Origin of the sequence: Acidianus sp. HS-5, from assembly GCF_021655615.1 — an archaeon.
GTDB lineage: Archaea > Thermoproteota > Thermoprotei_A > Sulfolobales > Sulfolobaceae > Acidianus.
Map to the genome: position 1 here is coordinate 641506 of NZ_AP025245.1, position 13844 is coordinate 655349.

The window sequence follows — 13844 nt, forward strand, 5'->3', positions numbered from 1 at the left end:
TATTGGTATTTTACATGAATTACCTATTATAATTAGTACATAAACAAGCGAATTAACCTCTGAATTCCTATGTATTTGACATAGAGACCATTATACGCTTTGGATTTATGGAAAATCAGCCTGATTATGATCCAAATTTTTAATCTCGATACCACAAATTATTAACGTGAATGGCTATAATGATAATAAAGCAATTGCTAGCGCCCTTTTTGGGATATTCTTATATTTATGGACGGCTTCAATATCTTTAGCGTTACCCGTACACGATTCATCAAACTTACTCATTATCTATGCTATAACGTGGTTTGTTGCTTTGACGATGTTCTTTTTTATAGACATTTCACCTAGAATGTTTAAATCGCTTGTCTACATCTTTCTAATTACCTACCTCTATCCCATCATATACGTTTTCTTTACAGAGCCTGGATTAACATACTTCGCTGCCGTAGTGACTGCTTATTTCTCAATCCTCGGGATAATTCCTGGATTATTACTCATGTATAGCGGGAAGAGAGAAAGAATGATAACCAGACTGGGGATCTTACTGATTGTATTTAATATTGCAGTCAACTTAATTATTGAGATCGTTGCAGGGATTTCTATACAAGATTTTGTCATGCTTAATTCTTTGTATATTACCTCAGCCCTCCCGTTGAGTATGGAAACGCTACAATACACTGCCGGAAATGCCAATATTACTTCAGCCCCCAAATTAAGAAGAGTATCAGGTGGTATACAGCACAATATACAGTATAAATCCAATATAGCTACCATAATATTCAGATTACCTTCAAACTGCCAACCACCGACAGTATATGTGAATGGAAAGGCATATATTCCTAGTATTCATTCCGTTCTAGGTTACGTCCTAGAGTTAACTGCTAACTCGATGATAACTGTTAACGATACTGTATGCCGTGGTATAACTTATACTCCAGTCGTAAATACCATACAAGCCGAGGTAGGTAAAGTTAAGATAGTTAGCTTCATACCTATGTCGAATATGCTTCATACTCCATCCAAAGTCCTCATGAAGACAAATCTGAACGACTGGGACCCGAAAGTATGGGTAAATAGAACGCTTTCCATTTATAATATTAAAAAGGTAATAGGAGAAGGCGGAAACGGCTATGTACTAAAGGGTGAGGTAGAAGGTAAGGATGTAGCTATTAAGGTGTTTAAACTTTACGGCGGTAAGCCGGAAGAATACTTTAATGAACTCACAAGTGAGGCTTCAAGCTTAATAAATCTCTCTAACCATGATAATATCGTAAAGATTTATGCAATCAACGTTGACTCCTTCGTCATAAAAGAGATATTGAACGATAAGACTGACCTGTATTTAACTAACCCGCCTATGATAGTAATGGAGTTAATGGAAGGTGGAACTTTAAAGGATATATTGGAGGATGATACGTTCTTCTATAGCTCCAGATGGGAGAAGGCTGTAATGAAGGCTATTTGTGAAGTAGCAAATGCACTGGACTATATTCACTCTCAAGGTTTTGTACATATGGACGTAAAGCCTCAGAATATCTTCCTTGACGTTAAGCCTGAAGATCCATCAGATCTAGATTTCGTGAACTTTAAGCTAGGAGATTTGGGCAGTGCAGTTAAGGTAAACGGTAGGGTTAAGCAAATAACTCCTGAGTATGCTCCACCGGACGTGTTCGAAGGTAATGCAAGGCCTGACTTTGACATATTCGCACTAGGTATGACCGCTTACGTCCTCCTAACGCGTAAGATAGACAGACCAGACTTAAACGAGATGAATGAGGCTGTTGACTGTTATGTGAAGGGTGACATGGATTGCGTGAAAAAAGCTGTTAGAAAGGCTGAGCTAATGAGGTGGAACTTTAGTATAGATCCTGCAGTAGATAATACAATTAAATCTATGATCTCAATAAACCCTAGCAAAAGGCCTACAGCAAGAGATGTAGTACGTATGATAAGGGGATTTAACCCCACCATTTGTTAATTTAATGTTAATCTAAGACTATAATTATAAGTCTGACTAGATAAAATCTCTGTATGTAGCAATTGCTCTATTTTTCCAACGGAATTTCGATATTGTTAATAGAGTTTTTAGATAAACATCTAGATGAAAGTGCGAAGTCAAAGAGGAGTTGAGCTCCCTTAACCTGAGGAAACTCCTCAGAAATGTTTTATGAATTCGTTATATGAAAATCTTTAAGAACAACTCTCATATACGCTTAGAAATTTCTAAAAATTTTACATGAAATCGACTACCTAATCACATTAAATTCTTATAGATTATTAGCCGATAGAAATTATTTTCACAATCAGATTTTGGGTCTACCGTAAAAAGGCGAGGTTTGTCGTTATTTTTATCAAGAACTCTGAAAATCATGAAAGACGATATAAATTTACGTAAATTTGAGATAATGAAAGTATAGAAATTACTTTCTTTTAATTAATATTAGAGTAACTATACCAATTACTATGTTAACTACTACATCTAATGATATAAAGTCCTGCTCTGGATTTGTGTTATTTATTCTAGTACTACTATTAGTTGTGCTAGTATGTGTTGGAATAACCCTACACAGTACTGGGTCTCCTTTACCCACCAGTTTCAACTGTGGGTTATTATATGCCTGCCATATCCCAGTCTCGTTATTATACCACTTGCTTGAGGCTATGAAAAGGGTAAAATATCCTTTAGGAATCTCATTTTTACATAAAAGATTGATTCGTTGCGATGAGGAAAATAAATATGGATAGACTATTATGGTACTTATGAAACCGTTAAATGAGTACCAATTTCCATTTGTTAGGGGCCAGCTTTTAGTGAATGAATTACCGATTAAGTTATACTTATATGGGCCGTTATCATCAAAAAGCGATGAAGCATTAGGCGCAGGTGCATAGAACGAGGCTATGAGCTCCCCGTTCATATTAATAAACCCGCTTACGACCGTAGTATTATGATCAACAATGCTCTCTTCTATTATGATCCAATAGAAGCCTGGACTCCTTATATTTACATACACTGCTGCTCTTGGTTCGCAAAATCTTGGATATAGTGAGCTACCTAGAGAAGATGCCAAAAATTCATAAGGTACACTTAGATTATTTTCTTCAGCTATTATTAGTTTCCCGTCACTCATGTAAATTAAAGGCATCCAGCCAGAACTTGGAGTATTAGAAGGAAGGGCGTCCTTTGATAACCCTAATAGGACTCCTTGAGTGTGAGGCGTTAAGTAAGCCCTAATAACTATTGTCTCCTTGTGGTATTTCATTGCTACGTAATTGAAAAGCCCTACTTGTATATTGTGGCCATTAATATTTATATATAAAGACGGAGCGATAAAGTACTGATTAATACCGTTAAACGATATTGCATAACATTCACATTCTAACGAGATATATGGTGAGGTAGTAGAGGTCTGCGTTGTAGTATTAGTTGGTACACCTTTATAATAAAAATACCCGCCCATTGTAGATATTAATAATGCAAAAATAACTCCAGCAATTAGTGGTATGTTACTCTTAGTAGGTCCAGTTGGCGGTAGATTGTAACCAGAGTTAATGATCATAGCTAACCACACTCGGATTAATAGTAAATCGTGTAGGCTTATTATTAAACTTTGGCGTAAAATACACATTTCACGCAAACAGCAATTGAGATTGTGTTTACAAATAGTAAACCTTTTAATTAGACAGTTTTGATAATATATTATGAGCAAGACTATAGTTATTTCTGTTAGAATTCCTGAGGAGTTGAAGAGAGAGCTTGAGAAATATAATATAGACGAGGCAGAGGTGATAAGGAAAGCTTTGTTAAACGAGGTAAAAAAGGCTAAAGCTAAGGAGTTGGAAAAACAGATAGATGATGAAGTTTTAAGCAAAATAAGAGTAGAAGACGTAGTTAAAAGTATTAGAGAGGACAGAGATAGCAGATGAGTTATGTTTTTGATGCTTCTTCAATATTTAGATTAATCGTCGAAAAGAGAATTGCATTACTAGGAGGTAATTACACGGTTCCTTTGGTCAAGTTTGAATTAGGAAACGCTGTTTGGAAAGAAGTGATCTTACATAAAAGGCTAAGTGATGATGAGGGACTTAAGTTAATTAATTTTATATCAAAAGTATTGGAAACAATGAACGTAATAGACGTAGATGAGGTAAAAGTCGAAAAAGTTGCATTAGATTATAAGATCTCATATTATGACGCATCATACGTCCAACTATCAATGGATTTATCATTACCCATAGTTACGGAAGATAAAAAACTTACAGACAAGGTTAAGAGTAAGGTTAATGTACTTTCAGTTAATGAAATTAATAGTTAGTAGAGCTTTCGTGACTTTGAAAGTCGATTAAAACTACGCGTACAAGGTACATTAATATCTTACATAATTTTACCTTCAATGGGCTGTAAAAGGCTTATTATCTTCTAAACTTCTCTAATTTTGTGAAATCTCTACCTTGCATTAATAACGAATTTACTGGGGCATTAATAAAAGGCACTGACATAGTCTGGTTAACATTCCCAAGATACGACTCGCCCTCAGTCTTTTCCTCAATTTTAGACCCTCAGAGGGGAGGTCATTTTTTCATCTCCGGAGAAGTAGTAAAACAAGAATACGTAGTCCCAAACGTACTCTCAACTACATTAAAAGACGGTAGCGAAATTACAGACTTACTTTTGCACGGAGAGCACGGACTCGTTAGGAAAATAATTGCAAAAAATCCCCTCAAAGTCTCTATCCTCCCTGCCTTTAACTACGGTAAAAGTCCTGCAACTGTAGAAAGACTGTCTAACAAAGTATTCAAGTTCTCCAATCCAGAGAGTTCAGAATTCCTAGAAGTCCACTTACTTTTCGACAAACTAGACCAAATTTCTGAAAACTCTTGGACCGTTTACGGAGAAGGTTACATTTACATGGGATATTTTAAGGACGACAGGTTCGGAATCTTCGGAAAGAGGGAGTTAAAGTTTGACGTTGCCAGGGGATTTGAAAGGACTATAACTTTCTGGAGGAATACTATGAAGAGGGGAAGGAGTAAGGGAAAAATTGCTGAAATCGAAATTGATGGATATAACGGAGATCAATTACTTGACGCCTACCAAACTTCCGTAGGAGTTCTTTTAGGACTGCTTTATAATCCAACGGGTGCAATAGTTGCAGCTCCTACAACTTCTCTTCCTGAGATTGAAGGAGGTTCAAGGAACTGGGATTACCGTTTTGCTTGGGTTAGAGATTCTTCAATAGTTGCAGATGCATTAATTTCTGCAGGATTTTCAGCAGAGGCTAGGAGGATAATAGAATTCTTCTCTAGGATGGTGTCGTTTACATCAAAACCATTCATATATCCTTTATATTCAATAGACGGCTCTGTTCCTCCTAAAGAGGAAGAAATACCTTGGCTTTCTGGGTATGAAAACTCAAAACCAGTAAGAGTTGGAAACGCTGCTGCAGGACAATTACAGCTGGATTTAGAGGGCTTCTTCCTCGACGCCTTCTATAAGTACTATGAAGCTACTGGTGACGAAAATTACATAAAGAGCCACACAGACGTAATAGAATACATTGCAGACTGGGTTTCTGAAAACTGGCAGTTAGAAGACGTAGGAATATGGGAAGAAAGAGGAGTACAAGGACATTACACTCATTCTAAAGTAATGATGTGGGTAGCACTGGATAGGGCAGGGAAATTAATGAATGCAATAGGCAAGGAAAATCCGTGGAAGGAGACTAGACATGAAATTAAGGAATGGGTATTGCAAAACGGAGTAAATAACGGAATATTTGTAAAGAAAGTAGGAAGTAATGAAGTTGATGCCGCTCTGCTCACAGTACCTATCTACGGTTTCATAGACGTGCAAGACGAGACTTTCTTAAACACCTTGAAGGAAATTGAGAAGCAGTTGCTTTACAGAGGTCAGCTAAAGAGGTATAAGAGGGACTTCCTAGGAGAGGCGAAGTATCCATTCGTTTTAGCTTCACTATGGTTAGCAAGAGTATACATAAGGTTAGGGAGACTCCAAGAGGCAAAGAATATTATTAAAGGAATACTTAACGCAACGAGCGGAATTTACCTAGTTGGTGAACACATTGATCCAGATAGGGAAGAGTTCACTGGAAATTACCCACAAGCTTTTGCTCAGGCTAATTTAATACTAGCTCTAGATGAGTTAGCTGAAGCTGAAAAGAAGGAGGATAAGAGTTAATGGACAAGGTAGTTGAACTTCTCTTATCTTCAACTTATGCAATAGCCTTTACTGGAGCTGGAATAAGTACTGCCTCAGGAATTCCTGACTTTAGGGGTAAGGAAGGTCTATGGAAGAAATACTCTCCTGAGATTGCATCTATAGACTATTTTAGGAGAGATCCGAAAGGATTCTGGGAATTTTACTCAACCAGAATGAGGGGACTTTTTAATGCAAAACCTAATGAGGCTCACTATGCCCTCGCAAGGCTGGAAAAAATGGGTTTAATAAAATACGTAATAACTCAGAACATTGATGGCCTTCATCAAAAGGCAGGCTCTACGAATGTTATTGAACTTCACGGCACTATGCAGAAGTCCTACTGTTCATCGTGCTTTAGGCAGTACGATTCTAGAGAAGTACTGAAAATGATAGATAGGGGAAACTTACCTCCTAAATGCTCCTGCGGTGGGGTAATTAGGCCTGACGTAGTACTTTTCGGTGAAGCAGTAAAGGACATTGATTTTGCGGTCAGGATTGCTTATGAGTCAGACCTAGTGCTAGTTGTCGGCTCTTCACTTACAGTTTACCCTGCAAATTTGATTCCTCAGATAGTAAAAGAGGAGAGAGGGGGTTCACTTATTATTATTAATGCTGACGAGACCCCTTTAGATGGAGAGGCTGATGTTATTATTAGGGAACCCATTGAGATTGCTCTACCTAGGATTGTTGAGAAAATTGAGGAGAAAATCAAACAGTAGAGTGACGACGTAATAGAGTAACCTGCTAACAATGACGGCACTACCATTAAACAATAGTGTATCAGTTTTTATACCTAGCTAGTCATAAATTTTTCAATAGCTTTCAGTAGTTTTTCCAAGTCCATTTTTACGAATTCTATTGATGAATATCTGCTTATCTCTCCACTTTTATCTAAACCGTTATATTGAAATTCGTGAAGTTTAATTGCAATATCAGTATAAGCTTCTATATTATTCCCTACTAAACTATCAAGAATTTGAGCTACGTTACTCATTTTACTAGTGGGCATTAACGCAACTATCCACTCTACATAATCTACTATTCTTCCGTCTCTCATCTTCTTCTTTCCTTTAAAATACTTAGAAAGTTCTTGTATATAGTCTACGGAAAGCGAAGCCAACAAGGCTTTCCAGGCTTGAAAAGCCTTACCTGCAGCATTTCTAATTAGCCCGTCTTCTAAAAACCTCTTAGCGAGCTCAGCTTCATATTTAGCCTCTGCTAATCTGTCTTGTTTATATTTCTTATCATCAACCCAAGGTTTTGTTACTTCCACAGTTTAACCTTATCTTAATAGTAATTAAAGATTTAGTTACCATTTTTCGTGTGGATAATTTTTATCAAATAATACAAATTAACTTAAATACGCTACAAATAGCCTATAAATAGAAGTGTTGCCAAGAGTTTTCATCAGATTATAATTTTATACTAAATATCTTTACATTCAGTTTTCCGAAACGTTTTATATCAAAAGTGTAAATTTCATTCATCATTATAACGTATGTTACGTCGTTTATGCTACCTTCTTAGCAAAGTTGACAGCTGAAATATAGTCTTGTGTTATAATTTCTTTCACTGTAATATTTTAAACTATTCCAATAGAAGTAGTCAAATTAGATAAACTCTCGACGATATTAGCCACTTCTGAAATATGAACTACTGTAGTAAGCACTTTCACTTCTCCTTTATTCTACTAACTATTTCTTTCGCCCTTCTTTCATTTTAGATATTTTCTCACTTATTACTCTCGGCTTTAGAATCGCATAAATAAATACGTTAGAATCTATAAACCTTATGCTTGAGCTCATGCCAGTCATTTGGAAGTTCGTCTACTTCTATACTATCGATGATTTTACTTAAATTGGATTTCCTAGGAATAATATTGGGAACAATAAAGCAACAAAAAACCTAGTTAAAAACCCTGCACTGTATTTACTATATCACTCATCATACATTGTTGGTATTAATGATAATGATGATTCTACAGGAATAGCTCCCCTAGCTTGAGATTCAAACTTATTCCTACTTTCAACATTTACTTCGTCTAATAGATCTGGTGAAAATTCATGACCACATACACTGCATTTATCAGCATTATCATCATTAACAGTTCCACATTTTGGACAATACTTAACCATTGTCTAAATACAATTTTCCTAAGATATAAGCATTGCTCTGTATGTATTACTATAGAAGTTTTAGTATAAATTAGAGAATATGAGGCAAAAACTCTAGATATTCCTTATTTGGAAAATGAGGGATTAAATCAGCTTTATAAAAGGAATAAAATGCTTTCAAGAGAATAAAGACTATGCTAAAGTTCTATAAAAAATTCATTATAGGAATTTTAATTTCTTTCTCACTTTTTGCATTAAATTTATTCTTACTGAGTATAAAAAACGTATCAACTGACGTTATAATAACGACGAGAGCTTTAAGCATAGTTATAGGAGGAATTTACTTTACAATAATCATTTCAGACGGAGTAAGGGAAGCCCTTGAAAGGAAACCAACAAAGTCAACTGCCGTAGTTATAGTTCCTAATATTGTAAAATACTTAGGTTACATTCTGGTTTTCATAGGAGTCCTTGCAGTCTTCGGCGTAACTTCTGCAGAAGCGTTAGCTGGAGGAACTTTTGCAGGTCTCGTCTTAGGTTTAGCCTTACAGCCAGTGTTAGAAAACTTCTTTGCCGGAATACTCATTATAACTACGGGATTTGTCTCTATAGGAGACCACATAAGGATTCTAAATTCTCAAATACCTTACATGCCAGCAAACCTTCCTCCTTACAAGTTTTTCTCAAGAGAATACATAGAACAAGGGTTAGAAGGGACTGTTGCTGAGATTGACCTCTTTTACTCAAGGCTTATCTTAGAGAACGGTAGGGAGTTTAGAATCCCTAATTCCCTCCTTTTAAAATCTTCAGTAGTTGACTACACTTCAAAGCTGTCTAAGAAGCTTTACGTAAGTATAAGAGTAGAATTTCCTTTGGATAAAGTTGACTTAAACTCGTTACTGGAGGAGGTTAAAGAGGAATTGAAGGATTTCGAAATTGAGGAAGGACCATATTTGAGTGAGCAGAGCGATAAAGAGAACGTTATAGTATCTTTGAGGATAGTCACTGACGTAGATAACTGGAAAAAGGCAAAGTCTGAAGCACTTAAGAGACTACTCCTCCTGAGAAGTAGGATAATAAAGGCGGTAACAATAAACAAAACCTAAGTCAGAACAGCTATTTTCTTCACAAGTCAGCTGAAACACGGTTCATCATTTTTTATATTACATTTACACTAGCTCTTATATATTATAGTGGACCACGTGTTATATCAGAGATAATATTTTCTTTACTACTTTAGAAATCTTTTCTACATCATTTTTATCTAATATCATTTCATGAAATCCAAAAACATGTAAATACCAGGCAGAATGCCAGATTTTGTATACTCCCAAGTTCTTTGCAGCTTCAAATAATGTAGAAGACGTCCATCTTTTTTGGCTTTCCACAGTTCTTAATATGTTAAGATTTTTCCTTATTGTTAGGAGTTTTATTGCCTCCTCAGCAGCCTTATAATACTTTTCAGAAGCTTGAACAACGTCACCCCTAGAAAGAAGATCATTAGCTTCTTTTATCCAATTCTCTATTTGCAATTTCGTCGCTGATTTTAACAAGTTTCCTCACGTTTTCTGCCTCATCTTTTACTGCATCTAAACTTAAATTCTCTACGGTAAGTAATACTATTGCGGATTCCCAATACTCAAATATATCCTCATTATTCATTTTTTTACATATTTCCACAACAGCTTTATGTAAAGTCGCTAAATCCCAGCCAGTTTCCTTGGCAGCATTAAGAATATCCTTTAATCCTAAGTTTATTGTTAGGAGTTTTATTGCCTCCTCAGCAGCCTTATAATACTTTTCAGAAGCTTGAACAACGTCACCCCTAGAAAGAAGATCATCAGCAATTGATAATAATACGTCAGAGGAAGTTTGAATTAGCATCAAATAAAATTTAGAAAGAACCTTAATAATTCTTACTCTCTTCTAGATCTATTATTATAAAAGAAAGAGTAATTTAATTATTATTTCTTTTATATCCATAATATTATTTTATCAAATTTACAATGTAAGTAAGCCTTATAATTTTCCTCCATGATTATAGTTTATGAACGATCAAAATCCAGTAGAGATTAACAAAAGCAGAACAAAGAGCAAACTTTCTACTGCGGACTTATTTTTCCTCTCCTTTGGCGGTCAAGCTCCTTTTATCTCCCTACTTACCTTCGGTACTGTAATGATATCCTTGGTCGGAACTCAAGGAGCTTTTGCAATGTTAATAGCGACTGCAGTAGTGGCATTAAACGGAATAGTCGTCCAAAGGCTGAGCAGCAGGTTCAAGAAGGGTGGAGGTTATTACACTTACGCTTACTATGCACTTACGGAAAGGTTGGGAACAAGCACAGGGTGGGTTTACCTAGCTTATGCGCTCTCTTATGGAGGAACTCTATTAGCAGGCGGTGCTTACGTACTTTACTCCATTCTTAATATTCTTCCTTTTACTCCTGGAATTTTGCTTAACCAGTGGCTACTAGCGTTAATTGTGAGCGGTCTAGCTTCTGGGCTAGTAATAGCTGGAGTTAATGCTTCAGCTAAATACGCAATGGTAATGTCCACAGCTGAAATGATAGCTTTAGTAGCACTATCGATATTTTTTCTAAGAGATTCTGGATGGCATTTCTATAATCCGTTTTCAGGAAGTCTCTCTCCTTCACTTTTTGAGGCAGTAGTCTTTGGGCTGGGAATTCCTACTGGTTACGGGTCAATTGCGCCCTTAGGTTACGATGCTTCGTCAAAGAGCATAGGAAAAGTTGCCGTCGCTGTGGTATTTTACGGAGGACTGCTAGCTACATTCTTCTTTTATTCTCTCGGGGCAGTAGACTTTACCGGAAACCTAGTTCAGTACCTTTTAACAGATTTTGGAATAATAGGCGCAATAACCCTGGGTTTCATAGCGTTAAACGACGGGACTTTAGGAGGAATGGCTTATATCCTAGCAAATTCGAGGACTGTGAAGGCTATGTCTGAAAATAAAGTTTTTCCTTCGATGCTTGCAAAAGACGTTAATGGAAAGCCGTTATATGCTGAGATTTTGATAGCTGGAATATTCACTTCTATCGTAGTAGTTTTAACATATTTTATGAACTTATACAATGTATTCCTAATATTAGGAGGTTTAGCAGGAATATCTAACTTATTTATACACGGCTCAGCAGATTTATCCTTAGTTAGGATAACCGCAAAGAGGGCTAATAAACACTGGTGGGAGGTAAGCGTAGGAGTATTAGCGTCTTTAATAAGTATAGGAGTGCTAATTTATTCTTTTGCCGGATTTTCACCAATAATGATAAATATATTCTTAGGTTGGATAGTTTTGGGCTTCTTCTACTTAGAAATTAAGGAAATGCTTTCATCATCCTCAGAAGAATAATATCTTTGTATGCTCAATAGTTAAGAAAAATAGCGCATCTCAAATTTTATGAGCACTTTTCGCACGTCGGAGAAAAGGCCATTTAAAATCTTAGAAAGTATAAAAACTTGTGAAATTATTTTAACCTTAATTTGCCTATTTCTCTTATGGAACTTGTTCTTGTAGGTATAACAAGAGATGGTAAGATAATAGAGAAAGGCTTCAAAACAACCTCAGGCTTCCTTGACGTCCAACTTTCAGAAAATTTTGAATTATTTTCACTTAACGAGAAAACAACATGTATAGAACTTGGTAATAAAACAATAATCAACGGTGAGGAAACTAAGGAAGATTGCACATCTTTTATGAGAAGATACGTAAAATGCATAGATGAGATTTTAATATCCTTCGGCAAATGCAATAACATAGACCTTCTTGAAGACGTAAAGTTTGCTAACGAGAAAATTAAATATCTAGTTTACTTAGTTGAGGAAGAAATTATAGTACCTTTTATAGGAGATAATGAAATGGACGCTCTGTCCTTCAATATTGTTAATGAGTATAAACATAGGATGGCTTCAGATTTCAACTAATATTGAGAATTTATTCCTAAAATATTCCTCAACTTCTCCTTTCAGTCTGTAGCAATCTATCATTTTGAGTTCTAAGTCCGGAAGTGTCCAATAAGTGTAACTGTATTTACACAACGTGACGTAGAAAGGCTTTATGTTTATCCTTGCAGTCCAAATATACTTATTTGAAGGCGCTAAAGAAAATATGCTTCCTTTACTTCTGAAGTAATGTGCGTTAGCCTTAAGTCTTGGTATAATCTCGTCAAGAACATCTTTAGCAAATAACCCGTGTTCGCTCATTGATCTATCGTATAATGATTGTATTACCTTCATGAGTATTACTTTGACAATAAAGAATAAAAGAGTATTACACTAAATAGTACATTTATTTAAATCCTTAGGTTAAGATGTTACTCCAACGTTTTTATAATCTTAAATGGAAACTCAGATGGAATTAAATGACGAATGTTTTTATTATAAAGAGGTGCCCAGATCTCTAATCTCTGATTACACTATATTCTTTAGCTTTATTTTACCTAAGAATGTCGAGAATAAGGAAGTAATTATTAGTATTCCAAAAGAAATATTTTATGATGCTGCAACAATTAAAAATCATTAGAAGATATAAGGCGCTTTAAATTAACAACAATCATTATTGGAAAATCAAGAAATATGACTATATATATATAAAATAAATTGTTTTACAACATCTATATATGTAATAAGTGCATTATCGAGAATGCTCCTAATCCTATTGATCCTAAAATAACGTCAATAACTATGGTTATTATAAAAGCTAATACTGCGATTCCGAATGCTCCTAACCAGCCTACATCAAATATAGACTTATATACCCCTAAAATACCTATGAAGCCTATTATAAAACCTAGGAGTAAAAGGAGTGGAAAACTGATTACTACAGATATAAAAGCGAATAATGCAATTATTATTATAAATACTATAATTGAGACGAGGGTAGCTGCCATAGCCTTTGGAAACGAAGATTCACTACTGAAAACTTTTGATGCAAGCCAAACGGGGATAGAAATTATAATCCATGATATGATAAATCCTATTATTACGCCTATTATTGGAGAGATTTGCATACTTACTACTTTTACTATTTGCTATATTAGTTTTACTGCCAAAATTACAGTGTTGAGTAGCTTTTAGGATTATTTCTAGATAAAAATTAAATTATACTACTTAAAACTCCTGCAAAAGCCCCGTTTAGGACGTCTGCTGCAATTATAAGACCTACGTATGTCTGTATATAATCAACCTTAAAGGCTACTGGCAAAAGTGAAAATAATAAATAACTTAAAACAGCAATCATTGATAATTTCCTTATAACCATTAATGATTCACCGGCAACCCTTGTCCTAACAGGATAAGTAAAAGCTACCATTAGTCCCAGAATTATTAATTGTATAATTCCAAGGGCAGGACATTTTACCAATGATAATAAAGGCACTAAACTGAATATAGTAGGCGGATAAAATATTTTCATTATAACATAAATAATTCCCATTAAAATTGTTAAAATAAAGGAATAACCTATACCTGCAGCGATATTCCAGCTAAGTTCT

General features: G+C 35.3%; 16 protein-coding genes. 8 read left to right on the forward strand and 8 right to left on the reverse strand.

Annotation, left to right across the window (positions count from 1 at the left end; genetic code table 11):
- Positions 1-166 precede the first annotated feature (166 nt).
- On the forward strand, positions 167-1978 hold the full coding sequence (locus HS5_RS03370) for a serine/threonine-protein kinase (RefSeq protein ID WP_236752709.1): 1812 nt from the start codon (positions 167-169) through the stop codon (positions 1976-1978).
- A gap of 442 nt (positions 1979-2420) precedes the next feature.
- On the opposite strand, the gene HS5_RS03375 is transcribed toward HS5_RS03370, so the two are convergent.
- Positions 2421-3560: a hypothetical protein gene (locus tag HS5_RS03375; protein WP_236752710.1), complete on the reverse strand. Its 1140-nt coding sequence runs from the start codon at positions 3558-3560 to the stop codon at positions 2421-2423.
- 142 nt (positions 3561-3702) lie between these two features.
- Between HS5_RS03375 and HS5_RS03380 the strand changes: the two genes are divergently transcribed.
- The 4 genes from HS5_RS03380 to cobB all read left to right on the forward strand — a co-directional run bounded on the left by HS5_RS03380 (position 3703) and on the right by cobB (position 6939).
- Complete coding sequence (locus HS5_RS03380) at positions 3703-3927, forward strand: CopG family transcriptional regulator (protein WP_236752711.1); 225 nt, start codon at positions 3703-3705, stop codon at positions 3925-3927.
- Positions 3924-4316: a type II toxin-antitoxin system VapC family toxin gene (locus HS5_RS03385; RefSeq protein WP_236752713.1), complete on the forward strand. Its 393-nt coding sequence runs from the start codon at positions 3924-3926 to the stop codon at positions 4314-4316. The genes HS5_RS03380 and HS5_RS03385 overlap by 4 nt, the downstream gene beginning before the upstream one ends.
- A 122-nt stretch (positions 4317-4438) precedes the next feature.
- Positions 4439-6199, forward strand: a complete 1761-nt coding sequence (treH1, locus tag HS5_RS03390; protein ID WP_236752714.1) for an alpha,alpha-trehalase TreH1 — start codon at positions 4439-4441, stop codon at positions 6197-6199.
- A complete protein-coding gene (gene cobB, locus HS5_RS03395) occupies positions 6199-6939 on the forward strand; it encodes an NAD-dependent protein deacetylase (RefSeq protein WP_236752715.1) in 741 nt (246 codons plus the stop codon). The genes treH1 and cobB overlap by 1 nt, the downstream gene beginning before the upstream one ends.
- Before the next feature lie 74 nt (positions 6940-7013).
- Here cobB and HS5_RS03400 read toward each other — a convergent pair whose 3' ends face one another.
- Positions 7014-7493 carry a PaREP1 family protein gene (locus HS5_RS03400; RefSeq protein ID WP_236752718.1) on the reverse strand — a complete coding sequence of 160 codons (480 nt, stop codon included), beginning with the start codon at positions 7491-7493 and terminating at the stop codon, positions 7014-7016.
- A 664-nt stretch (positions 7494-8157) separates the two neighbouring features.
- Positions 8158-8355: a zinc ribbon domain-containing protein gene (locus HS5_RS03405; protein WP_236752720.1), complete on the reverse strand. Its 198-nt coding sequence runs from the start codon at positions 8353-8355 to the stop codon at positions 8158-8160.
- A gap of 173 nt (positions 8356-8528) precedes the next feature.
- Here HS5_RS03405 and HS5_RS03410 point away from each other — a divergent pair, with 173 nt between their 5' ends.
- On the forward strand, positions 8529-9440 hold the full coding sequence (locus HS5_RS03410; protein WP_236752721.1) for a mechanosensitive ion channel family protein: 912 nt from the start codon (positions 8529-8531) through the stop codon (positions 9438-9440).
- 99 nt (positions 9441-9539) lie between these two features.
- On the opposite strand, the gene HS5_RS03415 is transcribed toward HS5_RS03410, so the two are convergent.
- The gene (locus HS5_RS03415; protein WP_236752722.1) at positions 9540-9866 is read right to left on the reverse strand and encodes a PaREP1 family protein; all 327 of its coding nucleotides are present in this window, start codon (positions 9864-9866) and stop codon (positions 9540-9542) included.
- Complete coding sequence (locus HS5_RS03420; RefSeq protein WP_236752724.1) at positions 9835-10218, reverse strand: PaREP1 family protein; 384 nt, start codon at positions 10216-10218, stop codon at positions 9835-9837. The genes HS5_RS03415 and HS5_RS03420 overlap by 32 nt, the downstream gene beginning before the upstream one ends.
- A 163-nt stretch (positions 10219-10381) precedes the next feature.
- Between HS5_RS03420 and HS5_RS03425 the strand changes: the two genes are divergently transcribed.
- Positions 10382-11704 (forward strand): APC family permease, encoded by a 1323-nt coding sequence (locus tag HS5_RS03425; RefSeq protein ID WP_236752725.1) that lies wholly within the window; start codon positions 10382-10384, stop codon positions 11702-11704.
- A gap of 146 nt (positions 11705-11850) precedes the next feature.
- Positions 11851-12276: a hypothetical protein gene (locus HS5_RS03430; RefSeq protein WP_236752726.1), complete on the forward strand. Its 426-nt coding sequence runs from the start codon at positions 11851-11853 to the stop codon at positions 12274-12276.
- Here the strand turns inward: HS5_RS03430 and HS5_RS03435 are convergent.
- The 3 genes from HS5_RS03435 to HS5_RS03445 all read right to left on the reverse strand — a co-directional run bounded on the left by HS5_RS03435 (position 12262) and on the right by HS5_RS03445 (position 13729).
- Positions 12262-12588, reverse strand: a complete 327-nt coding sequence (locus HS5_RS03435; protein ID WP_236752727.1) for a hypothetical protein — start codon at positions 12586-12588, stop codon at positions 12262-12264. The genes HS5_RS03430 and HS5_RS03435 overlap by 15 nt on opposite strands.
- Positions 12589-12965: 377 nt before the next feature.
- Positions 12966-13361, reverse strand: a complete 396-nt coding sequence (locus HS5_RS03440) for a hypothetical protein (RefSeq protein WP_236752728.1) — start codon at positions 13359-13361, stop codon at positions 12966-12968.
- 86 nt (positions 13362-13447) lie between these two features.
- Positions 13448-13729, reverse strand: coding sequence for a hypothetical protein (locus HS5_RS03445; protein WP_236752729.1), 282 nt, complete (start codon positions 13727-13729; stop codon positions 13448-13450).
- Between the last annotated feature and the right edge of the window lie 115 nt (positions 13730-13844).